The organism is Pseudomonas sp. P1_F7, from assembly GCF_056405655.1.
In genome coordinates this window covers 73,310-99,635 of the sequence record NZ_JBFUBR010000017.1, presented here as the reverse complement: position 1 = coordinate 99,635, position 26,326 = coordinate 73,310, and the positions used below count along the sequence as shown (strand labels likewise).

Below are 26,326 nucleotides of genomic sequence, written 5' to 3'. Positions count from 1 at the left end.
TTACTGACTTAATCTCCCGACACCTCCTTTGGCTATATAAGGTGCCGGCATGATGCTGCGCGTGTTGTTCCTTTTGATGCTGTGCATGGGCTTGCCGCGGGCGGCCTCGGCCGGCGACTTGCCGATACCCGAACACGGCACGGTGCTGCGCATCCAGGGTTCCAACACCATCGGCGCGGCATTGGGGCCGGCACTGGTCGAGGGCCTGCTGAGCGAACAGGGCCTGCGCAGGATTCGCCGCGAAACCCCGGCCACCGCCAACGAACTGCGAATTGTCGGCGAAACCGTTCAGGGCCGGCGGGTCGTCGTGGAAGTGGCGGCCCATGGTTCCAGCACCGGTTTCACCGCGCTAAAAGCAGCCAGCGCCGATCTTGCGGCCTCGTCGCGCCCGATCAAGGACAGCGAACTGGCCAGCCTGCAATCCCTCGGTGACCTGAAAAGCCCGAGCGCCGAACAGGTCATTGCCATCGACGGCCTGGCGATCATCCTGCATCCGGATAACCCGCTGAACCAACTCGACACCGAGCAACTGGCGCGAATTTTCAGTGGCGAAGTGAAAACCTGGGAAGACATCGGTGGCCGCGGCGGGCCGATTCACCTGTATGCGCGCGATGATCAGTCCGGAACTTACGATACGTTCAAGGAACTGGTGCTCAGTGGCCGCGGAAAAACCCTAAGCAGCGCAGCGAAACGCTTCGAATCCAGTGAACAACTGTCCGATGCAGTCAGCGCAGACCCACAAGGCATCGGTTTTATCGGTTTGCCCTACGTGCGCCTGGCCAAAGCCGTGGCCATTGTCGACGGGCAATCGCAAGCCATGCTGCCACTCAACAGCCTGATTGCCACAGAAGACTATCCACTGTCCCGCCGTTTGTTCTTCTACCTGCCACCCAACGGAAAAAATCCCTGGGCCAATGCGCTGGTGGCCTTTGCTCAAAGCAGTAACGGTCAGGCCATAGTCGCGTCCAACGGTTTTATTGCCCAAACCGTCCAGGCCATGGCCGTGCCCCCCAATGCGTTGATGCCCAAGGGTTATCAGGCGCTGAGTCGACATGCTCAACGGCTGTCGGTGAACTTCCGTTTCGAGGAAGGCAGCGCCACCCTGGACAACAAGGCCCGACAAGACCTGTGGCGGGTGCTCGACTATATAAAGCAGCACGACAAGACCGATGGACAGGTCACGCTGGTGGGGTTTGGCGATACCAAGAGCGACCCGGCGCGCGCCGATCTGTTATCGAAGCTGCGGGCCATGGCGGTACGGCGGGAGTTGGTGAAGAGCGGCGTGGTGTTTCGCGAGATTCGTGGATTCGGTGCCGAAATGCCGGTGGCGGCCAATAGCGCCGATGAGGGAAGGATCAAGAATCGGCGGGTTGAGGTTTGGGTGTATTGAAAAGATCGCAGCCTTCGGCAGCTCCTACAGATGTACGCATATCCTGTAGGAGTTGCCGAAGGCTGCGATCTTTTAGCTTTTCTTAATTCCCGCTGCGCATCATCTCTTTCGGCACATACTTGCCGATTTCAAACTTGCCAATCGCCGCACGGTGCACTTCGTCCGGGCCGTCGGCCAGGCGCAGGGTGCGCTGCATCGCGTACATGTAGGCCAGCGGGAAATCGTTGGAAACCCCTGCCCCGCCATGGATCTGGATCGCCCGGTCGATCACCCGCAACGCCACGTTTGGCGCGACGACCTTGATCTGCGCGATCTCGCTTTTCGCCACTTTGTTGCCGACGGTGTCCATCATGTACGCCGCTTTCAACGTCAGCAGGCGTGCCATGTCGATTTCCATCCGCGAGTCGGCGATCTTGTCGATGTTGCCGCCCAGGCGTGCCAGAGGCTTGCCGAACGCCGTGCGGTTCACCGAGCGCTTGCACATCAGTTCCAGCGCACGCTCGGCCATGCCGATCGAACGCATGCAGTGGTGAATCCGGCCAGGGCCAAGGCGACCTTGGGCGATTTCGAAGCCGCGTCCTTCGCCCAGCAGGACGTTTTCGTACGGCACCCGGACGTTTTCGAACAGCACTTCGGCGTGACCGTGAGGAGCGTCGTCGTAGCCGAACACCGGCAGCGGACGCAGAATTTTTACCCCGGGGGTGTCCACCGGCACCAGAATCATCGAGTGCTGCGCGTGACGTGGCCCGTCCGGATTGCTCAGCCCCATGAAAACCAGGATTTTGCAGCGCGGGTCGCAAGCACCCGAGGTCCACCATTTCTTGCCGTTGATCACCCACTCATCGCCATCGCGCACCGCACGGGCGGCCATGTTGGTGGCATCGGAGGACGCAACGTCCGGTTCGGTCATGGCGAATGCCGAGCGGATCTCGCCGCGCAGTAAGGGTTCGAGCCAGCGTTGTTTCTGCTCCTCGTTGGCGTAACGCACCAGCACTTCCATGTTGCCAGTGTCCGGTGCCGAGCAGTTGAACGGCTCTGGCCCCAGCAGCGAGCGGCCCATGATTTCCGCCAACGGCGCGTATTCGAGGTTGGTCAGGCCGGCACCGAGTTCGGACTCAGGCAGAAACAAATTCCACAGGCCTTCGGTCTTGGCCTTGAGTTTGAGCTCCTCCATGATCGCGGTCGGCTGCCAGCGATCGCCTTCGGCGACCTGGCGCTCGAACACGGCTTCGGCGGGATAAACGTAGGTGTCCATGAACGCAGTCACGCGCTCGCGCAGTTCCTGAACCTTGGGCGAATAAGCGAAATCCATGAGCAAGATACCTTCTGGGGGGAGGTTGTTTAGATCATGCAATCGATGCTAGAACAGCCATGAAAATTTACCTAGCCTATTCTCGGCGTGTATAAACATTCATCACCGATATATGATCGACTGATCGTCAAGGTTAGTCCGCCCACACAATAAGAGAGCCGCGTAATGAATCTGAGCAAGGTCGATCTCAACCTTTTCATCGTCTTCGACGCGATCTACACCGAAGCCAACCTGACCCGCGCCGGGCAAATCGTCGGCATCACCCAACCGGCGGTATCGAACGCTCTGGCCCGGTTGCGCGAGACCTTCAACGACCCGCTGTTCGTGCGCACCGCCCAAGGCATGGTGCCGACGCCCATGGCCCAGAACATCATCGGCCCGGTGCGCAACGCGCTTTCGCTGCTGCGCGTGTCGGTGCAGGAAAGTCGCATTTTCAACCCGCAGCAAGCGGTCAAGACCTACCGCATCAGCATGACCGACCTCACCGAAGCGGTGATCCTGCCGCCGCTGTTCCAGCGCCTGCGTCGCCTGGCGCCGACGGTGATCATCGAAAGTTTTCTGTCCAAACGCCGCGAAACCACCAAGGAGCTTGCAGCCGGACGCCTCGACTTTGCGGTCGATGCACCGCTCAACACCGACCCGCAGGTGCGTCACGTCAAGTTGATGGAGGACCGCTACGTGTGCGCCATGCGCAAGGGGCATCCGCTGACGGGCAAGGAGAAGCTCACGCTGGATGATTACCTGGGCCTGACCCACATCCATATTTCCAGTCGCCGCAGCGGCCTCGGCTATGTCGACCTGGCGCTGGGCAAGATGGGTATCCAGCGCAAGATCGCTCTGCGCTCCCAGCATTACCTGATGGCCTCGCAAGTGTTGCAGCAGACCGACATGGTCATGACCGTGCCGGAGCGCTTCGCCCGCCGCAACGACCTGCACGCCTTTTATCTGCCGGTCAACGATGTGCCGCCAGTGGAAACCCATCTTTACTGGCACGAAAGCACTGACCAGGACCCGGCGAACCGCTGGATGCGCGAGCAGATGATCGAGTTGTGCCAGCAGGTGACGGCGCAGGAGAAGAAGCTCGACACTAAAACGGTGTAAAGCCGTTCAAAAGATCGCAGCCTGCGGCAGCTCCTACATGGATATGCATTTTCCTGTAGGAGCTGCCGCAGGCTGCGATCGTTTTTCGCCACTTGACGTAAACGTCAACCTGCCATTAGCTTAGCGCCATGACCTTTTGCGAGCGCGCCCATGAGCAGCCAGACCTACAGCATTTCCGATCTCGCCCGCGAGCTCGACATCACCACCCGCGCCATTCGCTTTTATGAAGAGCAAGGCCTGCTCAGCCCCGAGCGTCGTGGCCAGGAACGCATTTACTCACCCCGCGACAAGGTCAGCCTGAAGCTGATCCTGCGGGGCAAGCGTATCGGCTTCTCGCTGGCTGAATGCCGCGAGCTGATCGAGCTCTACGACCCGTCCAGCGGTAACACCAAACAGTTGCACAGCATGCTGGCGAAAATCAGCGAGCGCCGTGAACAGCTTGAACAGCAGTTGCTGGACATCGAACAGATGAAACTGGAGCTGGATACCGCCGAGGAGCGCTGCGTGCAGGCGCTAGAGCAGACCCTCAAGAGCCAGGAATCGATTCAGTAAATCCACACTATCCACTGTGGGAGCGAGCTTGCTCGCGATAGCGGAGTGTCAGTCACCAAAAATGTTGAATGTGATGCCCTCATCGCGAGCAAGCTCGCTCCCACAGGGTTCTCAGCGCATTCAGACAATTACAACAGGTCGAACCCCATGCCCCTCCCCACCCACGTACGCATCGTCGAAGTCGGCCCGCGCGACGGCCTGCAAAATGAAGCCAAGCCCATCAGTGTTACCGACAAGGTGCAACTGGTCGATGCGCTGACCGCAGCCGGACTTGGTTATATAGAAGTCGGCAGTTTCGTTTCGCCCAAGTGGGTGCCGCAGATGGCCGGTTCCGCCGAGGTCTTCGCGCAGATCCAGCGCAAACCGGGCGTGGTCTACGGCGCGCTCGCTCCCAACCTGCGCGGTTTCGAAGATGCCCTCGCCGCCGGGGTCAAGGAAGTGGCCGTGTTCGCGGCGGCATCCGAAGCGTTTTCCCGGCGCAACATCAATTGCTCGATCAGCGAAAGCCTGGAGCGTTTCGGGCCGATCATGGACGCCGCCAGACAACATGGAGTGACCGTACGCGGGTATGTGTCCTGCGTGCTGGGCTGTCCCTATGAAGGTAACGTCGCCCCGGAGCAGGTCGCCGTGGTCGCCCGCGAGCTGTATGCCATGGGCTGCTATGAGGTCTCGCTGGGGGACACCATCGGCACCGGCACCGCTGGCGCAACCCGCAGGATGTTTGAAGTGGTATCGAAAGATGTGCCCCGGGAGAAACTCGCAGGGCACTTCCACGACACCTACGGCCAGGCTGTGGCCAACATCTACGCCAGCCTGCTGGAAGGCATCTCGGTGTTCGACAGCTCCATCGCAGGTCTGGGCGGCTGCCCCTATGCCAAGGGCGCCAGCGGTAACGTCGCCACCGAAGACGTGGTTTACCTGCTCAACGGCCTGGGCATCGACACCGGAATCGACCTCGACGCCTTGATGCTCGCCGGCCAGCAGATTTGCACAGTATTGGGTCGCCCTACCGGTTCCCGCGTGGCCAAGGCCCGCAGCGCACAGTGAGTGGGGCGTGTGTGTCCGGGTGTTACCGCACGGACTCAAACGTGGGCGCAAGCGAGTAACACGGAAACAAAATGTAGGGTTTTGCCTGAGGCGCAAAACCCTACAAAACTACAAACCATTGATTTTAAAGGCTTTTAAAAAGTTGGCACGGCTCCTGCTATCTCTATCGCACAACAAGAATAAAAAAATTGCGGCAAACCTAATAAAAACAAGACGTAACGACTCTGACATAACAAAAACAACACGGCAGAGACGCAGCTAACAGATTTTTTTGGAGAAGATGTGCTTTTCAGGGTGCTTTTCGGAGTCACCCGCGACCAGACAGAGAATAATAAAACTACCTTCAGGTAGCTCCCGTACTGGTTGGATCGCTCAGCGAGAAAGTAGATCAGCGCTCAAAAAAATACGTTTGCTCTTGATCCTGAATGGGGATCGCCAAAAACAGCGGTAAAGGGCAACGGTTGCCAAAAACAACAACAGACCGACCCTCAATAATAAAAAAAGAGCACGCGCAACGAAATTAAAGGGGAGCTTCGGCTCCCCTTTGTGCTGTCTGGCGTTTGAGATCTCCAAGAGAATTACAACCTTGTAGGAGCTGGCGCAGCCTGCGATCTTTTGATCTGACCGTCGCCAACCCTAAAAGATCGCAGCCTTCGGCAGCTCCTACCGTATCGCTTTGAGCTCCTCGATACTGATCTCACGCATCCGGAATTTCTGGATCTTGCCGGTCACCGTCATCGGAAACTCCTCGACGAACTTGAAGTAACGCGGCGTCTTGAAGTGCGCGATGCGCTCCTTGCACCAGGTTTGCAGTTCTTGCTCGGTGGCGGTGTGGCCGGGGTGGAACTTGATCCAGGCGACGATCTCTTCGCCGTAGCGCGAGCAAGGAATGCCGATCACCTGCACGTCCGCAACGGCCGGATGAGTGAAGAAAAATTCCTCCAGCTCCCGCGGGTAAATATTCTCACCGCCGCGGATGATCATGTCCTTGTTGCGTCCGGCAATGCACACGTACCCCTCATCGTTCATGCTCGCCAGATCACCGGTGTGCATCCAGCCTGCCTGATCGATGGCTTCTGCCGTGCCTTCGGGGTTGTTCCAGTAACCCAGCATCACGCTGTAACCGCGGGTGCACAGCTCACCGATGGTGCCACGCGGCACCAGGTTGCCCGCTTCATCGATGATCTTGCTTTCGAGTTGTGGCTGGGTGCGGCCGACGGTGGTCACGCGCAGCTCCAGGTCGTCTGAAGGACCGGTCTGCAACGACACTGGACTGGTTTCCGTCATGCCGTAGGCAATCTGCACTTCACTCATGTGCATTTCGCTGATGACCCGGCGCATCACCTCGATAGGACAGGTTGCGCCTGCCATGATCCCTGTGCGCAGGCTCGACAGGTCGAACCCGGCACGTTGTGGTTGATCGAGCATGGCGATGAACATGGTCGGCACGCCGTACAGCGCCGTGGCTTTTTCTTCCGCCACGGCGCCAAGGGTCAGCAATGGATCGAACGCGTCGTTTGGATAAATCATCGTGCTGCCATGGGTGATGCAGCCGAGGTTGCCCATGACCATGCCGAAGCAGTGATACAACGGCACTGGGATCACCAGGCGATCGGCCGCCGTCAGCCCCAGGCTTTCGCCGACCATGTAGCCGTTGTTGAGAATGTTGTAGTGACTGAGGGTCGCGCCCTTGGGGAAACCGGTGGTGCCGGAGGTGTACTGGATATTCACCGGCTGATCGAAATGCAGGCTGTCCTGGCGCTCATGCAGTTGCTCGACCGTCACGCTGCCCGCCAGATCGGCCAGTTGCGACCATGGCAGGAACCCCGACGGTGGCTGCGCATCCAGGCTGATGACGCCACGCAACTGCGGCAGTCGCTCGCAGTGCAGTATGCCGATGGATTGCTCCGCCAGCTCCGGCACCAGGCCTTGCAGCATCGCGTGATAGTTGGAGGACTTGAAGGCGCCAGCGCAGACTAGCCATTGGCAACCGGATTGCTTCAGCACGTACTCGAGTTCAGAACTGCGATACGCGGGATTGATGTTGACCAGGATCACGCCGATTTTCGCGGTGGCGATCTGAGTGATGCACCATTGTGCGCAATTCGGCGCCCAGATGCCGAGGCGATCTCCGGGTTGCAGCCCCAGCGCCAGCAGGGCTCTGGCGTGCAGGTCCGCGGCCTCGGCCAATTTCCGCCAGGTGTAACGCAGCTGTTGATGGCGCACTACCAGCGCCTCCCCGTCCGGGTATTGCGCGACGGTGTTATCGAACGCCTGGCCGATGGTCATCGCCAGCAAGGCTTTGTCCTGGGAACCACGGGTGTAACTGCGTTGCGGGCTTGCACTGGGTTGATCCATGACGACCCCTATTGTCTTTATTTTGTAGGAGCGAGCTCGCTCGCGAAGAACGTCAGGGCACCGCGTTTATCCAGACAACACGCGTTATCGTTGACGTCCTTCGCGAGCAAGCTCGCTCCTACAGAATCACCCAAGTTGACGTTAACGTAAAGGGTGATTGACAGCCATTCGTCACAGGCTTACGTTAACGTAAAGGTGAGAACCAAATCACGGCCCTCCCCGCCCTACAAAAAAAGCCAAAAGGTGACCCATGAGCTATCCATCCCTGAACTTTGCCCTCGGTGAAACCATCGACATGCTGCGCGATCAGGTTCAGTCCTTCGTCGCCAAAGAGATCGCCCCGCGCGCCGCTCAGATCGACATCGACAACCTGTTCCCCGCCGACCTGTGGCGCAAATTCGGCGACATGGGCCTGCTGGGCATTACCGTGCCGGAAGAGTACGGCGGTGCCGGCCTGGGTTACCTGGCCCACGTGGTGGCGATGGAAGAAATCAGCCGTGGCTCGGCCTCGGTGGCCCTGTCCTATGGCGCGCACTCCAACCTGTGCGTCAACCAGATCAACCGCAACGGCAACCACGAACAGAAAGCCAAATACCTGCCCAAGCTGATCAGCGGCGAGCACATCGGCGCCCTGGCCATGAGCGAGCCAAATGCCGGTTCCGACGTGGTCTCGATGAAACTGCGTGCCGACAAACGCGGCGACAAGTACGTGCTCAACGGCAGCAAGACCTGGATCACCAACGGTCCGGATGCCAACACCTACGTGATCTACGCCAAGACCGACCTGGAAAAAGGCCCCCATGGCATCACCGCCTTCATCGTCGAGCGCGACTGGAAAGGCTTCAGCCGCAGCAACAAGTTCGACAAGCTCGGCATGCGCGGTTCGAACACCTGCGAGCTGTTCTTCGATGACGTTGAAGTGCCGGAAGAAAACATCCTCGGCGTGCTCAACGGCGGCGTGAAAGTGTTGATGAGTGGTCTGGACTACGAGCGCGTGGTGCTCTCGGGTGGCCCGACCGGGATCATGCAGGCGTGCATGGATTTGATCGTGCCGTACATCCATGACCGCAAGCAGTTTGGCCAAAGCATCGGCGAATTCCAGCTGATCCAGGGCAAGGTCGCCGACATGTACACCCAACTCAACGCCAGCCGCGCCTACCTGTACGCCGTGGCCCAGGCTTGCGAGCGCGGCGAAACCACGCGCAAGGACGCCGCCGGCGTGATCCTCTACAGCGCCGAACGCGCCACGCAAATGGCCCTCGACGCGATCCAGATTCTCGGTGGTAACGGCTACATCAACGAATTCCCGGCCGGGCGTCTGTTGCGTGACGCCAAGCTGTACGAAATCGGCGCGGGCACCAGTGAGATCCGTCGCATGCTGATCGGTCGCGAACTGTTCAACGAAACCCGCTAAACGGAGCTGCCCATGGCTACCCTGCATACCCAGCTCAACCCCCGTTCAGCGGAGTTCGCCACCAATAGCGCGGCGATGCTCAAACAGGTCGACGCCCTGCACACCCTGCTCGCCCAAGTGGCGCAAGGTGGCGGGCCGAAGGCTCAAGAACGCCACACCTCGCGGGGCAAACTGCTGCCCCGCGAGCGCATCAACCGTTTACTCGATCCGGGCTCGCCGTTTCTGGAAATCAGCCAGCTGGCGGCGTACGCGGTGTATGGCGAAGACGTTCCAGCGGCTGGCGTGATTGCCGGGATCGGCCGTGTGGAGGGCGTCGAATGCATGATCGTCGCCAACGACGCCACGGTAAAAGGTGGCTCGTATTACCCACTGACGGTGAAAAAACACCTGCGTGCCCAGACCATCGCCCAGCAGAACCGTCTGCCGTGCATCTATCTGGTGGATTCGGGCGGCGCCAACCTGCCGCGCCAGGATGAAGTGTTTCCCGACCGCGAGCACTTCGGGCGGATCTTCTTCAACCAGGCCAACATGAGCGCCATGGGCATTCCGCAGATTGCCGTGGTCATGGGTTCCTGCACCGCTGGCGGCGCCTATGTACCGGCGATGGCCGATGAAGCAATCATGGTCCGCGAACAGGCGACGATCTTCCTCGCCGGCCCGCCGCTGGTGAAAGCCGCGACCGGTGAGGTGGTCAGTGCCGAAGACCTCGGCGGGGCCGATGTGCATTGCAAGATTTCCGGGGTGGCCGACCATTACGCCGAGAGTGATGAGCACGCTCTGGCGCTGGCCCGCCGCAGCGTCGCCAACCTCAACTGGCGCAAGCAAGGTGAGGTTCAGCAACGCACGCCGATCGCCCCGCTCTACAGCAGCGACGAGTTGTACGGCGTGGTCCCGGCCGACGCCAAGCAACCGTTTGACGTGCGCGAAGTGATTGCGCGGCTGGTGGACGGATCGGTGTTCGACGAGTTCAAGGCGCTGTTCGGGACAACGCTGGTCTGCGGTTTTGCTTACCTGCACGGTTACCCGATCGCGATCCTCGCCAACAACGGCATTCTCTTCGCTGAAGCGGCGCAGAAAGGCGCGCACTTTATCGAACTGGCGTGCCAGCGCGGCATCCCGCTGCTGTTCCTGCAGAACATCACCGGCTTCATGGTCGGCCAGAAATACGAGGCCGGCGGCATCGCCAAGCACGGCGCGAAACTGGTGACGGCGGTGGCTTGCGCCAAGGTGCCGAAGTTCACCGTGATCATCGGCGGCAGCTTCGGTGCCGGTAACTACGGCATGTGTGGCCGCGCCTACGATCCGCGTTTCCTGTGGATGTGGCCAAACGCACGCATCGGCGTGATGGGCGCCGAGCAGGCTGCAGGCGTGCTGGTGCAGGTCAAGCGCGAACAGGCCGAGCGCAGTGGCCATGGTTTCAGCGCCGAGCAGGAAGCCGAGATCAAGCAACCGATCCTCGACCAATACGAAGAACAGGGTCACCCCTACTATTCCAGCGCGCGCTTGTGGGACGACGGTGTCATCGACCCGGCCCAGACCCGCGATGTACTGGCCCTGGCCTTGTCCGCGTCGTTGAACGCGCCAATCGAACCGAGCCGCTTCGGCGTGTTCCGGATGTGATTTTTTTTGTAGGAGCGAGCTTGCTCGCGATGGACGTTAACGATAACGCGCGTTTTCTGAATAAACGCGCCGCCCTGTAATCCATCGCGAGCAAGCTCGCTCCTACAGGGACCGTGGAGACGGACGAATATGAGCGACTTCAACACCCTCGAACTGCTGAGCGATCCAAGGGGTTTTGCGACTCTCTGGCTCAGCCGTGAAGAAAAGAACAACGCCTTCAATGCCGAAATGATCCGCGAACTGATCCTCGCTCTCGACAAAGTCGCGAGCGATGCCAGCCTGCGGTTTCTGATCGTGCGCGGTCGCGGCAAGCATTTCAGCGCTGGCGCCGACCTGGCCTGGATGCAGCAATCCGCCGAGCTCGATTACGCCACCAACCTCGATGACGCCCGGGAACTGGCGGAGTTGATGTACAACCTGGCCAAACTGAAAGTCCCAACCCTGGCGGTGGTGCAAGGTGCAGCCTTTGGTGGCGCGCTGGGCCTGATCAGTTGCTGCGACATGGCCATCGGTGCCGATGACGCGCAGTTCTGCCTGTCGGAAGTGCGCATCGGCCTGGCGCCGGCGGTGATCAGCCCGTTCGTGGTGCAAGCCATCGGCGAGCGCGCTACCCGTCGCTATGCCTTGACCGCTGAGCGCTTTGGCGGGCAACGGGCGCGGGAAATCGGCCTGTTGTCGGAGAGCTATGCAAGTGCCGAGCTGGAACAGAAAGTCGATCAATGGATCGACAATCTGCTGCTCAACAGTCCGGCCGCGATGCGCGCCAGCAAGGACCTGTTGCGCGAAGTCGGCGACGGCTCACTGACCCCGGCATTGCGCCGCTACACCGAAAACGCCATCGCCCGCATCCGCGTCAGCCCCGAAGGCCAGGAAGGCCTGCGCGCCTTCTTGCAAAAACGTCCACCGAGCTGGCAAGCCGAAACCACCAAGGAGCCCCGTTGATGAGCGCACCTGTCCTCACCACCCTGCTGGTGGCCAACCGTGGCGAAATCGCTTGCCGGGTGATGCGCACCGCCAAGGCCCTGGGCCTGACCACCGTGGCCGTGCACAGCGCCACCGACCGTGACGCCCGGCACAGCCGAGAAGCCGACATTCGTGTCGACCTGGGTGGCAGCAAAGCCGCCGACAGCTATCTGCAGATCGACAAACTGATCGCCGCCGCCAAGGCCAGCGGGGCCCAGGCGATTCACCCCGGCTATGGTTTTCTGTCGGAGAACGCCGGGTTCGCCCGCGCCATCGAAAACGCCGGTCTGATATTCCTCGGCCCACCCGCCTCGGCCATCGACGCCATGGGCAGCAAGTCCGCCGCCAAAGCCTTGATGGAAACCGCCGGCGTGCCGCTGGTGCCCGGTTATCACGGCGAAGCCCAGGACCTGGAAACCTTCCGCGCCGCCTGCGAACGCATCGGCTACCCGGTGCTGCTCAAGGCCACCGCAGGTGGTGGTGGCAAAGGCATGAAAGTGGTTGACGACGTCAGCCAACTGGCCGAAGCACTGGCCTCGGCCCAACGTGAAGCGCAATCGTCGTTCGGCGATTCGCGGATGCTGGTGGAGAAATACCTGCTCAAGCCACGTCACGTGGAAATCCAGGTGTTCGCCGACCAACACGGCAACTGCCTGTACCTCAATGAACGTGACTGCTCGATTCAGCGGCGGCACCAGAAAGTCGTCGAAGAAGCCCCGGCACCGGGCCTGAGCCCGGAGCTGCGTCGCGCCATGGGTGAGGCCGCCGTGCGTTCAGCGCAGGCCATCGGCTATGTCGGCGCTGGCACCGTGGAGTTTCTGCTGGATGCGCGCGGTGAATTCTTCTTCATGGAGATGAACACCCGCCTGCAAGTGGAACACCCGGTCACCGAAGCCATCACCGGCCTCGACCTGGTGGCCTGGCAGATTCGCGTGGCACGCGGCGAAGCATTGCCGATGACTCAGGATCAGGTGCCGCTGGTCGGACATGCGATCGAGGTGCGGCTGTATGCCGAAGATCCGGGCAATGATTTCCTGCCGGCGACCGGTCGCCTGGAGTTGTATCGCGAATCCGCCCAGGGGCCTGGGCGTCGAGTGGACAGCGGCGTTGAAGAAGGCGACGAAATCTCGCCGTTCTACGACCCGATGCTCGGCAAGTTGATTGCCTGGGGCGAAGATCGTGAACAGGCGCGCTTGCGCCTGCTGAGCATGCTGGACGAGTTCGCCATCGGCGGGTTGAAGACCAACATCAATTTCCTGCGGCGCATCATCGGCCACCCGGCGTTTGCCGCTGCCGAACTGGATACCGGCTTCATTCCGCGCTATCAGGAACAGTTGCTGCCGACGCCAGCGGAACTCAGCGACGATTTCTGGCAAGCCGCCGCCCAGGCGTTTGCCCAGAGCCAGCCACATGCAACCCGCGCCGATGACCCGAGCTCACCGTGGGCGGCGCGTAATGGGTTGCGTGCCGGTTTGCCGAGAGAAATCACCCTTCACCTGAGTTGTGAAGGCCAGGACCGTGCGCTGACGCTGGGCGACATCAATGCCCACAGCGCTCAGCTCAAGGGCGAGCATCTGCTGACCGAGCAGGCGGGCGTGCGCCGTCAGCACCGCGCAATACGCCGTGGCGAACATGTGTATTTGCAGTGGGATGGCGAGTTGCGTCGCATCGAGGCTTACGACCCGATCAGCGCCGTCGAGGCCAGCCACAGCCATCAGGGCGGACTGACCGCACCGATGAACGGCAGCATCGTCCGTGTGTTGGTGGAGGCCGGGCAATCGGTCGAAGCCGGGGCGCAATTGGTGGTACTTGAGGCGATGAAAATGGAGCACAGCATCCGCGCGCCCCACGCCGGGGTAATCAAGGCGCTGTATTGCCAGGAAGGCGAGATGGTCAGCGAAGGCAGTGCGCTGGTCGAACTGGAAGAAGCGTGAAATGAAGATCGGTCCTACGCATCGCGAGGACCGATCTGATCAGAACTTGGCTGTTGCCTGAACCACTACGCCGATGATTCGACATTCTTCGGCGTACAAGGCCTTCGGATACGTCGGATTGAGCGGGACCAGATAACGCTGCCCGCCCTCTTCGATGAGCTTGCGGAACGTGGCTTCGGCGCTGTCCGGCCACTGGGCAATAACCAGTTTGCCAGGCACGGCCTCCACGGCCGGGTCCACCAGGATCAGCATGCCTTCCGGAATGCTGATGCCATTGGGTGCGGTCATCGCATCGCCTGCCACTCTCAACCAGAATGCCGGCCCCCGGGCGTGATAGTCGGACAATTCAAAGTGCCCTTTCCCATACACCGCGACCTCGCCGTCGCGCACTTCGGCAGGTTCGCGCCAGTCACTGACCGGGTAGCGAAAATACGGGTTGTACTTCTGTGTCAGGGGGATTTCGTCGTCCGTTGACGCCTGCGGTTCCCGGATTACCAGCGCCACTTCGAGAAACTCAAGGCCCAGTGCCCGCAAGACACGGTTCATGTCTTCGATGCCGGGTTCACGACGTTTGTTGAGCCAGTGGCCAATGCCGCCCTGGGACATCCCGAGGCGCTCGGCGAGTATCTCTTGAGTGATTTTGAGTTCACTCATCTTGGCCTTGACCAATTCAATCCATTTATCCATGTGCGGCACGATACGTGGGCGACTCCGACCATCAAAACACAAATTGTAGTATTTAAATACTCGTCACAAATACAGTTCGTATTAGGATCGACTCACGGATCTGAATCCAACACGGAGCTTGCCATCGCCATGAACCCACCCGCCAATGACCTGCCGGACATGCAAATCGACACCACCTTCACCTCGCCCCTGGATTCAGCGGCGGCACAACGCGCGCTGGACTATTACTTGAAACCAGCTATTTCGGAGGAAGTGACCGAGCCGCGTTTTTTTGATGTGAATCGCAACATCAGCGGCGAAGAGGCGCTGGTCCATGCTTTGGACCTGCTGCGCTGTGCTGCCGCCACCGCGTACGAGTCAGCCAATCACCTGCAAGGCGCAAACCGCGATCTGGCGTTTTCGACGGTGCACATGATCGACATGGCCAAGGCGATGGTCGATCGATCACTGGAGAAGTATGAAAACGGTTGAGGTGAGAAGGCAAATCGAGAGGACAGGAAAGAATTTTCCTATCGCGCAGGTAAAAACGTTTGACTTGCAAACGAGAATGATTACTATTGCATCAGCTGGTCGCGAGATCAGTCGATGGACCAGGTGACCTTAGGTCGGTCTCCTGGACTATCTCCTCATCAGGCTAATCACGGTTTTTGACCCGGCTTTTTGCCGGGTTTTTTTTGCCAGTTTTCTGGCTTTTGGCTTCAGGCTAATGAAGTCTTCAGGTGTCGCAAATTCGATGGCGCGGATGATATCAAAAGAATACTAGTTGGCAAGAGAAGCCCGGCATCATGGGTTCAAACCAGCGACAGATAGCACTTGAGAATCAATCGCACAGTCTCTAAGCTGCGACAGCGTCAAGGAGGACGCCCCCACCCTTGCACCCCGCAATTTCCCTCGGTTTCACCCCACTCTTGCGTGTAAAGTAGCCGCCATAAAAATCATATTCAGGACCCGATTATGGCCGTGGCTAAATCCTCTTTCGACATCAGTGCCAACTTCGACAGCGGCAACATCCAGGTCATCGACCTCAGCGATCCGCTCAAACCGCTTCTGGCTATTCGCCCGGACACCCGCAGTCCCCATTTCCAGTGGTTCCACTTCAAGGCCAGCGGCCTGCACGTCGGTCAGGAGCACTGGTTTCGCCTGAACAATGCCAGCCAATCCTCCTATAACAAGGCGTGGACCGGCTATCAGGCAGTGGCGTCCTACGATCACGTCAACTGGTTTCGCGTACCGACCATTTTCGAAGGCGACTGCCTGCGATTCAGTCTCGAAGCCGAGCAGACCCACGCCTGGTTTGCCTACTTCGAACCCTACAGCCGTGGCCGTCACGACTGGCTGATCGAGCAGGCGCTGAGCAAAGCCGGTACCGAGTTGCTGGCCACCGGCAAAAGTGTCGAAGGTCGCGACATCCAGTTGTTGCGCAAAGGCACCGGGGCCGAAGGCCGACGCAAGGTGTGGATGATTGCCCAGCAACATCCGGGCGAGCACATGGCCGAGTGGTTCATGGAAGGCGTGATCGAGCGCCTGKAAAAACACGACGACCCTGTGCTGAATAAACTGCTGGCCAGCGCCGACCTGTACCTGGTGCCAAACATGAACCCGGACGGTGCTTTCCACGGCCACCTGCGCACCAACGCCATGGGCCAGGACCTCAATCGCGCCTGGCAGAACGCCAGCCAGGAGACCAGCCCGGAAGTCCTGTTCGTTCAGCAACAGATGGAAAAGTACGGCGTCGATATGTTCCTCGACGCCCATGGTGACGAGGAAATCCCTCACGTATTCACCGCCGGTTGCGAGGGCAACCCCGGTTACACGCCGCGAATCGAAAAGCTTGAGGAACACTTCCGCAGTCATCTGAAGCACACCACCAAAGACTTCCAGACCAAGTACGGCTACACCCGCGACGAACCAGGCCAGGCCAACATGACGCTGGCCTGCAACAGTGTGGGTCAGAAGTACGACTGCCTGTCGTTGACCCTGGAAATGCCGTTCAAGGATCACGATGATCATCCGAACCCGTTGACGGGCTGGTCGGGCAAGCGCTCGAAGCAGTTGGGGAAGGATGTACTCACCACCATTGCGGATATGGTCGACACCTTGCGTTGATTGCCCTTTAAGATGAAAAGATCGCAGCCTGCGGCAGCTCCTACATTGGAATGCGTTTCCCTGTAGGAGCTGCCGCAGGCTGCGATCTTTTTTTGCCCGGCTATTATCCGCGATCCTTGCCCCGCAACATGCTATCCAGCACCTCATCCCGACGCACCCAGCCGTGAAACAACGCCGCCGCCAAATGCAGCAACACGGTCAGGAACAGCAGATACGCCAGATACCCATGCGCCTTGCGCAAAAACGCAAACACCTGCGCATTCGCCGGCACAATCGACGGCAACTGCAGCGAACTGCTGAGCATCACCGGTTCACCGGAGGCCGAAATCATCGCCCAGCCCAGCAGCGGCAAAACCAGCATCAATACATACAACAAGACATGCGAGGCCTTGGCCGCAAGTACTTGCACACCCGGCATGTCCGCAGGCAGCGGTGGCTGCGTGGTGGAAAAGCGCACCACCAGCCGCACGATCACCAACAGCAAGATCGCGACGCCCAAGGGTTTGTGCAGATGAATCAGCCATTCATGACGCTCGGACACCGAGGCGACCATTCCGGCGCCGATAAACAGCATGGCGATAATCATCAGCGCCATCAGCCAGTGCAGCAGGCGCGCCAGCGGGGCGAAGTGGTTCGGTTGGTTGCTCATTGCTGGGCCTCCTGTTTGGCGGCGGGCAACTGGCTGACTTCGCTGGTGCGACGCAGGTAGGAATTGGCGTAACCGGCTGAACGGGTGGCGAGCAACGGGTCGTCGGAACCTTCGATCCCGGCAGGCAACACCAGCGGATCGTAGTTGATGTCACGGCATTCACCATTGAGTTGCGGTTGAGTCTTTTCAAGCACCAGGGTGCCAGCGTTCAACACCTTGCGCCCTTCGGGCCACGCCTTGCTGGCGTCATTGACCGGATCGCCGGGGTTGGCCAGGGTGATGTTCAACTGCCAGCGCAACGGGCCGGCGGCGATTCGCTGAACCAGGTCTTTCTCCAGGAAATCATTGCCCTCCGGTGCCGTGCCCCCCGGAGCGTCCTGTGCCAGTGGCACCATGTTCCAGCGCACGGCCTGGCGTTGGCCGGCCGCGTTGACCAGGTAGAACGCATTCACGCTGTTGTAGTTTTCGGTCACGTAACTGGCCGACGGCTTGGCGGTCTTGATCCAGGCCAGGAACGGTGCGGCTTCCGGGTGCGAAGCAAAAAACGCTGGTACCGCCTTGGGGTCCGGTTTGCCGGTGGCCGGGTCTGGCGACTGGGCTTTTTGCAGTTGATAGAACGCCTCGGGCGTGCCCACCGGGAACACCGGCATGCTGTTCATCCCGGTGCGCCACTGCTGGCCGTTGGCCTGAGTGAAACGCAAGGCCATGCTGCGGATCGGCACGGCACTGTCCGCCGCGTAAGGGTTGCCGGACCCCAAGGCGAAACGCCCCACCACCGGTGTCCGCGCTTCGTTGAACACTTGAGCGGTGGAATAGCTGCGCGCATCAGAGCTGCTCTCGAAATGCCCGATCACGCACACGCCTTTGGAATGGTTGCGACGGAAACCCGGATGCACGCCGTTGTTGGCTTCCAGCAGGTTGATCAGTTTTTTCGGGGTCAGGCGCTGTGGGTCTAAGGTGCCGTTGACGTAGGCAAATGCCCCAGCCACTGCGGCAACGACCACGGCAATGCCAGCCAGGCGCAACGCCAGGCTCGCCGCACTCAAGGGTGGCCGGGTTGGCGGTGATGATCGATCTACCATGAAAGACTCCAGGGCCGTCGGCCACAAGTGAGAAGAATCAAGCAGACGAACCGCACACAGGTTTATTCCCACACGCGGTTTTTATTTTTTCTGACGTGGAATAACCTCGAATACCGAGCGTCTTCCTGGTCCACTGTCCAGCGTAGCGACTAGTCAGAACTTCATGAACGATATCGACGAACAACTGAGAGAAATCATTCCCCGATTGCGACGGTTTGCCGTGTCGCTGACGCGCAATACCAGCAGCGCTGACGACCTGGTGCAGGCCAGTCTGGAGCGAGCGCTGTCGAGTTGGGGCGGCAAACGCGCCGAGGGCGACTTGCGCGCCTGGCTGTTCTCGATTCTCTACCGACAGTTTCTCGATGCGCACCGCCGCTCCCGACGCTATGCGCGCATGCTCGATTTTTTCACTGGCCGAGACGATGCCCAGCCCTCAGTGGAGCGCACCGTTATCGCCCAATCGACCCTCAGCGCTTTCGATCAACTGCCCACCGAGCAACGCGCGCTGCTGCTCTGGGTGTCGGTAGAAGGCTTGAGTTACAAAGAGGTCGCCGAGATTCTCGACGTCCCCACCGGCACCGTGATGTCCCGCCTGTCCCGGGCTCGCCAGGCCCTGCGCCAACTCAGCGATGGCGAAATCAACCGCCCATCCCTGCGGAGACTCAAATGATCAGCATGCCCCCCAGCGAGCGTGACCTGCACGCCTACGTCGACCACCAACTGAGCGACGTCGATCGACGCCTTGTGGAGACTTTTCTGGTCAGTAACCCGGAGATGGCCGCGCAAGTGCGCGCCTGGCAGCAGGATGCCCAGACACTGCGCGCAGCCCTGGGTGGTGCCTTGCAACAACCGTCGAACCCGGACCTGGATCCGGCCGTGATACGCCTGCGCCTCAAACGCCAATCCCGTCGGCACCTGGCCAGTGCGGCGGTGTTGCTCATCGCCGTCAGCGTCGGCGGTTTCAGCGGTTGGCAAGCGCGGGAGATGACACTCGCGAGCCCCCAGCTTCCAATGACCGATGCCCTGCAGGCGTATCGGCTGATCGCCCAGCAAGGCCTCTTGCCGGCGGATTTCCAGGCCAGTGACGACGGCGACATGCAGGGTTGGCTCGACCGCTACTTCACCCAGGCCAATCGCCTGCCCGACCTCTCGGGTGCCGGGTTCAAACCGGCCAGCGGGCGCTTGCTGAGTACCGAGCAAGGCCCTGCTGCAATGGTGGTTTACGAGAATCAGGGCGGGCAGAAAATCAGTTTCTATGTGCGCCCGCCAGGGCCGAAAAACTTCCTGCTGCCCAGGGGCAGTCGCAGCGATGGCGAGCTGCAGGCCGAGTACTGGTCGGGAAGTGGCTACAACTATGCGATGGTCAGCCCGACGGATACGCCCGCGGCGCGGATGCTCAGCAAAACCGCACAGTTTTGAACACACCCCCCTGTGGGAGCGAGCTTGCTCGCGATGACGGCCTGACAGTCACTGAGACATTGCCTGACAGAGCGCTATTGCGAGCAAGCTCGCTCCCACAGGGTTTGCGGCGTTCCTTTAGAACCCAGTGACGGTGGCCCGGATACGCCGACACCGCTGGAAGCAAATTCCCTGCTCTGGTTACACTATGCCGCCGCAGCTCGGAGAGCCTGCCCGCACACCAGAGGTGATATCTCAGTGGCCGTTCGACCGCCCAACCGTTCGCGAATCAAATCGCGCTGGCAAACGTTGCGTCGCCTTCTCGGCAAGGTACCGGCTGCTGGCAGCGCCGCGGCAGGCCAAGTCATCCACGACTACTTTCGCCACCAGGCCCATGCCCGGGGCTACACCCTCAGTCACAGCCAACAGCGCGTGATCGACTGCATGGCCCGGCATGCCTGCATGCTGATGGGTGCTCCGGCGAAACCCCTTCCGGGTCTTTACCTGCATGGTGCCGTGGGGCGCGGCAAAAGCTGGCTGCTCGACGGGTTTTTTCGGGCCATTCCCCTCGCGTCAAAACAACGCCTGCACTTCCATGAGTTTTTCGCTCAACTGCACCAGGGCATGTTCAAGCATCGCGATCAGGCCGACGCCTTGGCGATTACCCTTGATGAACTGCTCAGCGACTGTCGGGTGCTGTGTTTCGATGAGTTCCATGTGCACGACATCGGCGATGCGATGCTCATCACCCGTTTGTTCAAGGCGCTGTTTCAGCGCGGCATCCTGTTGCTGATCACCTCCAATTACCCGCCCGAAGGCCTGCTGCCCAATCCTCTTTACCACGCGCGCTTCAAACCGGTGATCGACTTGATCAATGCGCGCATGCAAGTGATGGAAGTCGGCGGGCCGCACGACTATCGAAGCCAGGTCCGAAGCCACGCGCAACAGCTGTTCACCCAAGGCCATTACGTGTGGCCGGCCAGCGCGGCGCAGCGTCAGTCATTGAACCTGCCGGATCGCGACGCCCCGGCCGTGTCGTTACCCGTCGGCACCCGGCATTTCCAGGCCCGTTTCTGCGATGAGCGCCGCATCGGTTTTACTTTCGCCGACCTGTGCGACCAACCCACGGCCGTGATGGACTATCTGGAGTTGTGCCGGCGTTTTGACCGCTGGATCATTGATGACCTGCCGCCTCTCGGTGAGTGCTCGATTGCCGCCCAACAGCGCTTCATCAACCTCATCGACGTGCTGTACGACCAGGACAAGCATCTGACGCTGCTCGGACAGCACGCCCTGCGCGAAAGCCTGGACGGCGATGCCATTGATCTGGCGCGTACCCGCAGTCGATTGGGGCAACTGGTCGAAGTCAGCGAACCGGCATGATCGGTGTTTGTCGGCTGCGCGGGCTGACAGCCAACCTGTCTTTACCGCTATCATGTCGCGCATTTCCGGGGCCACGCGCCTTTCCCTGATCAATAGCGAATCTGTTCATGCATACCCTTGCTCAATTGCGCGCCGGCGAGTTATCAGGCATCACGCGGCTGGATCTGGTCGACAGCCTCACCGAATTCCCTCGGGAGATTTTCGATCTGGCGGACTCGCTGGAAGTGCTCAACCTCAGCGGCAATGCCTTGAGCGCCCTGCCGGAGGACTTGCATCGCCTGACCCGTTTGCGCGTGCTGTTCTGTTCCGACAACCGCTTCACCGAGTTGCCGGCCTGCCTGGGCCAATGCGCCGCGCTGACGATGATCGGCTTCAAGGCCAACCGTATCGCCCACGTACCCGCCGCAGCGCTGCCACCGCTGCTGCGCTGGCTGATCCTGACCGACAACTGCATCGAGAGCTTGCCGAGCGAACTGGGAGAGCGACCATTCCTGCAAAAGCTCATGCTCGCCGGCAACCGTTTGCAGGCACTGCCAGAGTCGTTGCGCCAGTGCCATCGACTGGAACTGATCCGCATCGCCGCCAACCAGTTGACCGAGCTGCCGCAATGGCTGCTGGAATTGCCGAGCCTGACTTGGCTGGCCTATGCCGGTAACCCGCTGGAAACCGAAGCCGATGCCGCGGCCCTCGACGCCACTCCGCGCATTGAATGGTCGGCGTTACGTCTGGAGAAGAAACTCGGCGAAGGTGCGTCCGGAGTGATTCATCAGGCCGTCTGGCAACCCGCCGGGCAGCCGCCCATGGCCGTTGCGGTGAAGCTCTACAAGGGCGAAATGACCAGCGACGGTTCGCCACTGCACGAGATGAACGCCTGCATCACCGCTGGCCTGCACCCAAACCTGATTCGCGTCGAAGGGCGGATTGTCGATCACCCGCAGCAAACCGCCGGACTGGTGATGCAACTGATCGCACCGAGCTACCGCAACCTCGCCGCGCTGCCGAGCCTGGCATCGTGCAGCCGCGACATTTACCCCGACAATTTGTGTTTCAGTGCCGCGGTGGCGCTGCGTATTGCCTCGGGCATTGCCTCGGTTGCCGAACACCTGCACGGCCATGGCATCACCCACGGTGACCTCTATGGGCACAATATTCTGTGGAATGAACAGGGTGATTGCTTGCTGGGGGACTTTGGTGCGGCGTCGTTCCACGCGATTTCCAACAGCCTTGAAAGCCGTGCCTTGCAGCGGATCGAGGTGCGGGCGTTCGGGGTGCTGCTGGGGGAATTGCTGGAGCGGGTTGATTCGGGGTTGAGCGATGAGCAGCGTCGGGCGCTGGAAGATTTGCAGCAGCGTTGCTGCCAGCCGCGAGTGCTGGAGCGGCCGGGGTTTAGCGAAGTCGTGCAGCAATTGGAAAATCTGTGACCGCTATGCGGTCAATCGCGAGCAAGCTCGCTCCCACAGTTGACCGAGTTGCCTGGTCGGGTGCGATCTAATGTGGGAGCGAGCTTGCTCGCGATGACGGCCCGCCAGACAACAGAACCGTCATAGACACAAAGACTTAACCCGCCAACCCGACAAACATGTCCTGCACGTCGTCGTGGTTATCGAGGCCTTCGAGGAACGCTTCGACTTCCGCCATCTGCTCATCGCTCAGGCCGCTGACCGGGTTCTTCGGCTGGTAGCCCAGTTTGGCCGACAGCACGGTGAAGCCTTGTTCCGGCAGGGCTTTCTGTACCGCGTCGAGGTCGGTCGGTTCGGTCAGGAACAGGGTCGCACCCTCTTCACCCGGTTCGAAATCCTGTGCACCGGCTTCGATGGCGGCCATTTCCGGATCCGCGTCCGGGGTGTCCGGCGACGCTTCGATCATGCCGACATGGTTGAAGTCCCAGGCCACGGAACCGGAAGCGCCCAGTTGGCCCTTGCGGAATGCAACACGGATTTCAGCGACGGTACGGTTGATGTTGTCGGTCACGCATTCAACGATCAACGGCACCTGATGCGGGGCGAACCCTTCATAAGTCACGCGATGATATTGCACGGTCTCGCCCAACAGGCCCGCGCCCTTCTTGATGGCGCGATCCAGTGTTTCCTTGGGCATCGAAGCTTTCTTGGCCTGTTCAACCACCAGACGCAAGTGCGCGTTGGTAGCAATATCAGCGCCGTTGCGCGCAGCAATGGTGATTTCCTTCACCAGTTTGCCGAAGATCTTGCCCTTGGCATTGGCTGCCGCTTCTTTGTGTTTAACCTTCCACTGTGCGCCCATTTCTCACTCTCTTATCTGTGGCATCTGTGGCGCCGAGACATCTATTGGCCGACGCTTTGCACAAGTTTATACGGCCTAAAGTTGGCAATCGACCAAAAAATCCCGACTTGCATCGACATCTTCACCAGCGGTTGTAGGGCGATTCTGAAATGTCGATTTACGATGCCCGCAAAGCGCTGGGGTTTCGTACGCTTTGCGCCCTAATTCCACGGCAGCAGCGTGTTCGATGCACAACGACAAGGAAAGTCCTACCACCCTGACGCTTCTCGACGACCAGCTGAGTTTTCAGGTGGTCCGGTTCAGTGGTCATGAAGCACTCAACCAACCCTATCGATTCGACATCGAGGTTATCGGGCTGGCACCGGCCCTGAGCCTCGAACGATTGCTGCAGCAACCGGCGCTGCTCGAGTTTGGCCACGACCAAGGCATTCATGGCGTGCTGCACAGCGCCAGCTGTGAACATCGAAGCGCGCACCGGGTCGCTTACAAGCTGGTGCTGGTGCCCCGTGTCCAGACGCTGGAACAGCAACGATGCCGACGTATTTTCCAGCGCGCCAGCGTGCCCATGATCCTGCGCCAATTGCTGGAAGAACATGGACTGCCCGCCGGCAGCTATCGCTTTGAACTGGCAACCGGGCACTATCCTCTGCGCCCTTTTTGCATTCAGTACGAAGAAACCGACCTGGCGTTGCTGCAACGGCTGTGCGAGGAAGAAGGCATCCACTACCACTTCGAGCATCAACGCGACGATCATGTGCTGGTACTCGCCGATGACAGCCTGAGTTTTCCCCAGGAACCCCTGCTCATGTCGATGAGCAGCGATGCCCTCGGCGACCACCAGGAACTGGTGATCAGCGAATTGTTCCAGCGTCATGATGCCCCACTCTCCCCTGTGCGCCCAGGCGCCAGGAATCCGGGTGCAGCGGACATCAGCGAAGGCGCAGCCAATCACTCGTTCGCCACGGCGAGGCACTGTCCCGCTGGCGAACAACAACATCGCGACCAGCTCAGCCGTCGACAACTGGAACGCCTGCGCTGCCGACACCTGCAGATCCACGGTCAAAGTAACCAGAGGGCATTACGCAGTGGCCGGATCCTGCAGGTGGCCGAGCATCCGCTGGCGAATTTCAATGATCAATGGCTGGTCACCGAAATCCGCCATCAGGGGTGTCAGTCATCCATTCTGCTCGATGACCCACCCGACATGGCCCCGGGTTACCGCAATCAATTCAGCGCCATCCCTTGGTCGACGGTGTTCAGGCCAGCGCTCAAACAACCCAGACCGAGCATTCCCGGGTATCAGCCCGGCCAGGTGTGCGGCCCGGTCGGGCAACCGCCGACGGTGGATGAGGATGGCCGGGCTCAGGTGAACCTCTGGCCCGCCACACAATCAGCCGCAGAGGCGTCCGATGGCCTGTGGTTACCGCTGGCGTTGACCACCGCCGAGGACTGGATCGATCCGTCCCGCCTGCCCGTGGCTGGCAGCGAGGTACTGGTGATTTTCCTCGACAGTGACCCGGATCGCCCGGTGCTGTGTACAGCCATGGGCCCTCGGCCACAACCTCGCCACCCTCGCCCGCGTGAGCCCCGTGGCGATACCCGCCTGCTGTTCGACTGGCTGCTCAGCCGCTCGGACCTTGCGCCCTGACGCTCAGCCCTTGTCAGCCTTGCCGGCTGCTGCGGCGAACTTCGCCAGACGCACGTCCAGATGCCGCGGCCGACGCCCGTGATCCTCCGCACGCTCCTTGCGGCGGATGGCGTTGCGCACCATCAGTGAGCCGATGTAGCGAATCGGCTCCGGCGGGAAAAAACCCAGCGGTCCATTAACCAGCGGCGAGCGGGTCCAGGGGTTGTCCAGGCCCTGGGCCATCGACGCCAGAATCTGCCCGCCCATATGGCAGGGCCCGACACCGCTGCCGGAGTAGCCGAAACCGTAGAACACATTGCCACTGGCGCTCATCTGCCCGAAGAACGGCAGCCCGGTCACCGAACGGTCCGACGGACCATTCCAGGTCGCCTCGACCTTGACGTCGGCAAACGCCGGGAAGAAATCCGCCAGGCTGCTCTGCAACAAACCGGCATAAGGCGAAGGCTGATCGAACACCGGCAGCATGCGCCCGCCATAAGCGAAGGTGTTGCCGCCCTTGCCGAGCATGATCCGGCCGTCCGGGGTGTTGTGGTAGTAGTGCACGAAAATCCGTGAATCGAGCACCGTGACGCCGCTGGTCAAGCCGATTCCATCGAGCAAATCCGGCCGCGGCTCAGTGATCAGCATGTCGCTGGACACGATCGCCACGCTGCGTTCGAACTGCGGGAACGCCCGGGCCATCCAGGCGTTCATCGCCAGCACCACACGGTCGGCGCGAATCGTGCCGTTGGGGGTTTGAATACCCGCCGGCTTGCCCTCTTCCAGCCCGGTCATCGCGGTGTTTTCGTGAATCCTCACGCCCAATTCCAGGGCGACCCGGCGCAAACCGCGCACCAGCTTGCCCGGCTGCACACTGGCCGCTGCCGGGGAAAACCAGCCTTCCAGGTGCTTGCTGGAACCGGCCATGCGCTGCACATCGGCCACCGGCCGCTGGGTGAACGAGTTGATGCCGTGGCGCTCCAGTGCGGCGATGACCGCATCGGTCGAGCCGCATTGGGCACGGTTGGTGGCGGTGTAGAGCGTGCCGTCGAGGCGGTAATCGGCGTCCACCGCATACTGTTCGCAGAAGGCCCCGATGGCATGGATGCTGCGCTCGGACTCCTTGACCAGACGCACCGCTTCTTCGACGCCGAACAAACGCTCAAGGGTGAAATACTTGGCCGACCACGACAACGCACAACCGCCATTGCGTCCACTGGCCCCGGCACCGCAGATGTCCGCTTCGATCAGCAACACATCAAGCTCGGGGTTCTGTTCCTTGAGCATGATCGCGGTCCACAACCCGGTGTAACCACCGCCGACGATGCACACGTCGGCGCGGCTGTCGCGTGCCAGTGGCGGACAGGTTTCGGATGCATCAGCCTTCAAGGCCTGGTCCAGCCAAAAGGGTCTCATGGGTCAATCTCCAGTCAGTGGCCCA

General features: G+C 60.5%; 22 protein-coding genes. 15 read left to right on the top strand and 7 right to left on the bottom strand.

The genetic code is table 11. The features are described 5' to 3' along the window. Positions 1-49: 49 nt before the first annotated feature. Positions 50-1,390 (top strand): phosphate ABC transporter substrate-binding/OmpA family protein, encoded by a 1,341-nt coding sequence (locus tag AC1D1M_RS24130; protein ID WP_477777545.1) that lies wholly within the window; start codon positions 50-52, stop codon positions 1,388-1,390. 82 nt (positions 1,391-1,472) lie between these two features. Here the strand turns inward: AC1D1M_RS24130 and AC1D1M_RS24125 are convergent, their stop codons facing one another. Continuing rightward, positions 1,473-2,702, bottom strand: a complete 1,230-nt coding sequence (locus AC1D1M_RS24125) for an acyl-CoA dehydrogenase (protein WP_477777544.1) — start codon at positions 2,700-2,702, stop codon at positions 1,473-1,475. A 165-nt stretch (positions 2,703-2,867) separates the two neighbouring features. On the opposite strand from AC1D1M_RS24125, the gene AC1D1M_RS24120 reads away from it, so the two are divergent. From AC1D1M_RS24120 to AC1D1M_RS24110, 3 genes are all read left to right on the top strand, one after another. Further along, entirely contained in the window at positions 2,868-3,803 is a 936-nt protein-coding gene (locus AC1D1M_RS24120) for a LysR family transcriptional regulator (RefSeq protein WP_477777543.1), read from the top strand. A 150-nt stretch (positions 3,804-3,953) separates the two neighbouring features. Further along, positions 3,954-4,355 carry a MerR family transcriptional regulator gene (locus AC1D1M_RS24115; RefSeq protein ID WP_007980992.1) on the top strand — a complete coding sequence of 134 codons (402 nt, stop codon included), beginning with the start codon at positions 3,954-3,956 and terminating at the stop codon, positions 4,353-4,355. A gap of 147 nt (positions 4,356-4,502) precedes the next feature. Further along, complete coding sequence (locus tag AC1D1M_RS24110; protein ID WP_477777542.1) at positions 4,503-5,402, top strand: hydroxymethylglutaryl-CoA lyase; 900 nt, start codon at positions 4,503-4,505, stop codon at positions 5,400-5,402. Positions 5,403-6,065: 663 nt separating this feature from the next. On the opposite strand, the gene AC1D1M_RS24105 is transcribed toward AC1D1M_RS24110, so the two are convergent. Beyond that, complete coding sequence (locus AC1D1M_RS24105) at positions 6,066-7,760, bottom strand: AMP-binding protein (RefSeq protein ID WP_477777541.1); 1,695 nt, start codon at positions 7,758-7,760, stop codon at positions 6,066-6,068. A gap of 250 nt (positions 7,761-8,010) precedes the next feature. Between AC1D1M_RS24105 and AC1D1M_RS24100 the strand changes: the two genes are divergently transcribed. The 4 genes from AC1D1M_RS24100 to AC1D1M_RS24085 all read left to right on the top strand — a co-directional run bounded on the left by AC1D1M_RS24100 (position 8,011) and on the right by AC1D1M_RS24085 (position 13,691). Then, a complete protein-coding gene (locus AC1D1M_RS24100; RefSeq protein WP_056724068.1) occupies positions 8,011-9,174 on the top strand; it encodes an isovaleryl-CoA dehydrogenase in 1,164 nt (387 codons plus the stop codon). A 12-nt stretch (positions 9,175-9,186) separates the two neighbouring features. Continuing rightward, positions 9,187-10,794, top strand: a complete 1,608-nt coding sequence (locus tag AC1D1M_RS24095; protein ID WP_477777540.1) for a carboxyl transferase domain-containing protein — start codon at positions 9,187-9,189, stop codon at positions 10,792-10,794. A gap of 129 nt (positions 10,795-10,923) precedes the next feature. Further along, positions 10,924-11,736, top strand: a complete 813-nt coding sequence (locus AC1D1M_RS24090) for a gamma-carboxygeranoyl-CoA hydratase (protein WP_477777539.1) — start codon at positions 10,924-10,926, stop codon at positions 11,734-11,736. Further along, complete coding sequence (locus tag AC1D1M_RS24085) at positions 11,736-13,691, top strand: acetyl/propionyl/methylcrotonyl-CoA carboxylase subunit alpha (RefSeq protein ID WP_477777538.1); 1,956 nt, start codon at positions 11,736-11,738, stop codon at positions 13,689-13,691. The genes AC1D1M_RS24090 and AC1D1M_RS24085 overlap by 1 nt, the downstream gene beginning before the upstream one ends. 39 nt (positions 13,692-13,730) lie before the next feature. Here AC1D1M_RS24085 and AC1D1M_RS24080 read toward each other — a convergent pair whose 3' ends face one another. Continuing rightward, complete coding sequence (locus AC1D1M_RS24080) at positions 13,731-14,378, bottom strand: LexA family protein (RefSeq protein ID WP_477777537.1); 648 nt, start codon at positions 14,376-14,378, stop codon at positions 13,731-13,733. 129 nt (positions 14,379-14,507) lie between these two features. Here AC1D1M_RS24080 and AC1D1M_RS24075 point away from each other — a divergent pair, with 129 nt between their 5' ends. Both AC1D1M_RS24075 and AC1D1M_RS24070 read left to right on the top strand, forming a co-directional pair. After that, positions 14,508-14,849, top strand: coding sequence for a DUF6124 family protein (locus tag AC1D1M_RS24075; protein WP_477777536.1), 342 nt, complete (start codon positions 14,508-14,510; stop codon positions 14,847-14,849). 483 nt (positions 14,850-15,332) lie between these two features. Continuing rightward, positions 15,333-16,484: a M14 family metallopeptidase gene (locus AC1D1M_RS24070; protein WP_477777535.1), complete on the top strand. Its 1,152-nt coding sequence runs from the start codon at positions 15,333-15,335 to the stop codon at positions 16,482-16,484. A gap of 103 nt (positions 16,485-16,587) precedes the next feature. On the opposite strand, the gene AC1D1M_RS24065 is transcribed toward AC1D1M_RS24070, so the two are convergent. Next, positions 16,588-17,133, bottom strand: a complete 546-nt coding sequence (locus tag AC1D1M_RS24065) for a cytochrome b (protein ID WP_477777534.1) — start codon at positions 17,131-17,133, stop codon at positions 16,588-16,590. Beyond that, positions 17,130-18,215, bottom strand: a complete 1,086-nt coding sequence (locus tag AC1D1M_RS24060) for a catalase family peroxidase (protein WP_477777533.1) — start codon at positions 18,213-18,215, stop codon at positions 17,130-17,132. Before AC1D1M_RS24060 ends, AC1D1M_RS24065 begins: the two co-directional genes overlap by 4 nt. 163 nt (positions 18,216-18,378) lie before the next feature. Here AC1D1M_RS24060 and AC1D1M_RS24055 point away from each other — a divergent pair, with 163 nt between their 5' ends. The 4 genes from AC1D1M_RS24055 (at position 18,379) to AC1D1M_RS24040 (ending at position 22,417) form a co-directional block, all read left to right on the top strand. Further along, a complete protein-coding gene (locus AC1D1M_RS24055; RefSeq protein WP_477777532.1) occupies positions 18,379-18,885 on the top strand; it encodes an RNA polymerase sigma factor in 507 nt (168 codons plus the stop codon). Beyond that, positions 18,882-19,634, top strand: a complete 753-nt coding sequence (locus tag AC1D1M_RS24050) for an anti-sigma factor family protein (RefSeq protein WP_477777531.1) — start codon at positions 18,882-18,884, stop codon at positions 19,632-19,634. The genes AC1D1M_RS24055 and AC1D1M_RS24050 overlap by 4 nt, the downstream gene beginning before the upstream one ends. Before the next feature lie 237 nt (positions 19,635-19,871). Next, entirely contained in the window at positions 19,872-20,996 is a 1,125-nt protein-coding gene (gene zapE, locus AC1D1M_RS24045) for a cell division protein ZapE (RefSeq protein WP_477777530.1), read from the top strand. 107 nt (positions 20,997-21,103) lie between these two features. Then, on the top strand, positions 21,104-22,417 hold the full coding sequence (locus AC1D1M_RS24040) for a leucine-rich repeat-containing protein kinase family protein (protein WP_477777529.1): 1,314 nt from the start codon (positions 21,104-21,106) through the stop codon (positions 22,415-22,417). A gap of 136 nt (positions 22,418-22,553) precedes the next feature. On the opposite strand, the gene AC1D1M_RS24035 is transcribed toward AC1D1M_RS24040, so the two are convergent. After that, positions 22,554-23,258, bottom strand: coding sequence for a YebC/PmpR family DNA-binding transcriptional regulator (locus AC1D1M_RS24035; RefSeq protein WP_008051121.1), 705 nt, complete (start codon positions 23,256-23,258; stop codon positions 22,554-22,556). Positions 23,259-23,484: 226 nt separating this feature from the next. Between AC1D1M_RS24035 and AC1D1M_RS24030 the strand changes: the two genes are divergently transcribed. Next, positions 23,485-24,906: a type VI secretion system Vgr family protein gene (locus AC1D1M_RS24030; RefSeq protein ID WP_477777528.1), complete on the top strand. Its 1,422-nt coding sequence runs from the start codon at positions 23,485-23,487 to the stop codon at positions 24,904-24,906. A 3-nt stretch (positions 24,907-24,909) separates the two neighbouring features. Here AC1D1M_RS24030 and AC1D1M_RS24025 read toward each other — a convergent pair whose 3' ends face one another. Then, complete coding sequence (locus AC1D1M_RS24025; RefSeq protein ID WP_477777527.1) at positions 24,910-26,301, bottom strand: FAD-dependent oxidoreductase; 1,392 nt, start codon at positions 26,299-26,301, stop codon at positions 24,910-24,912. Positions 26,302-26,326: the final 25 nt, after the last annotated feature.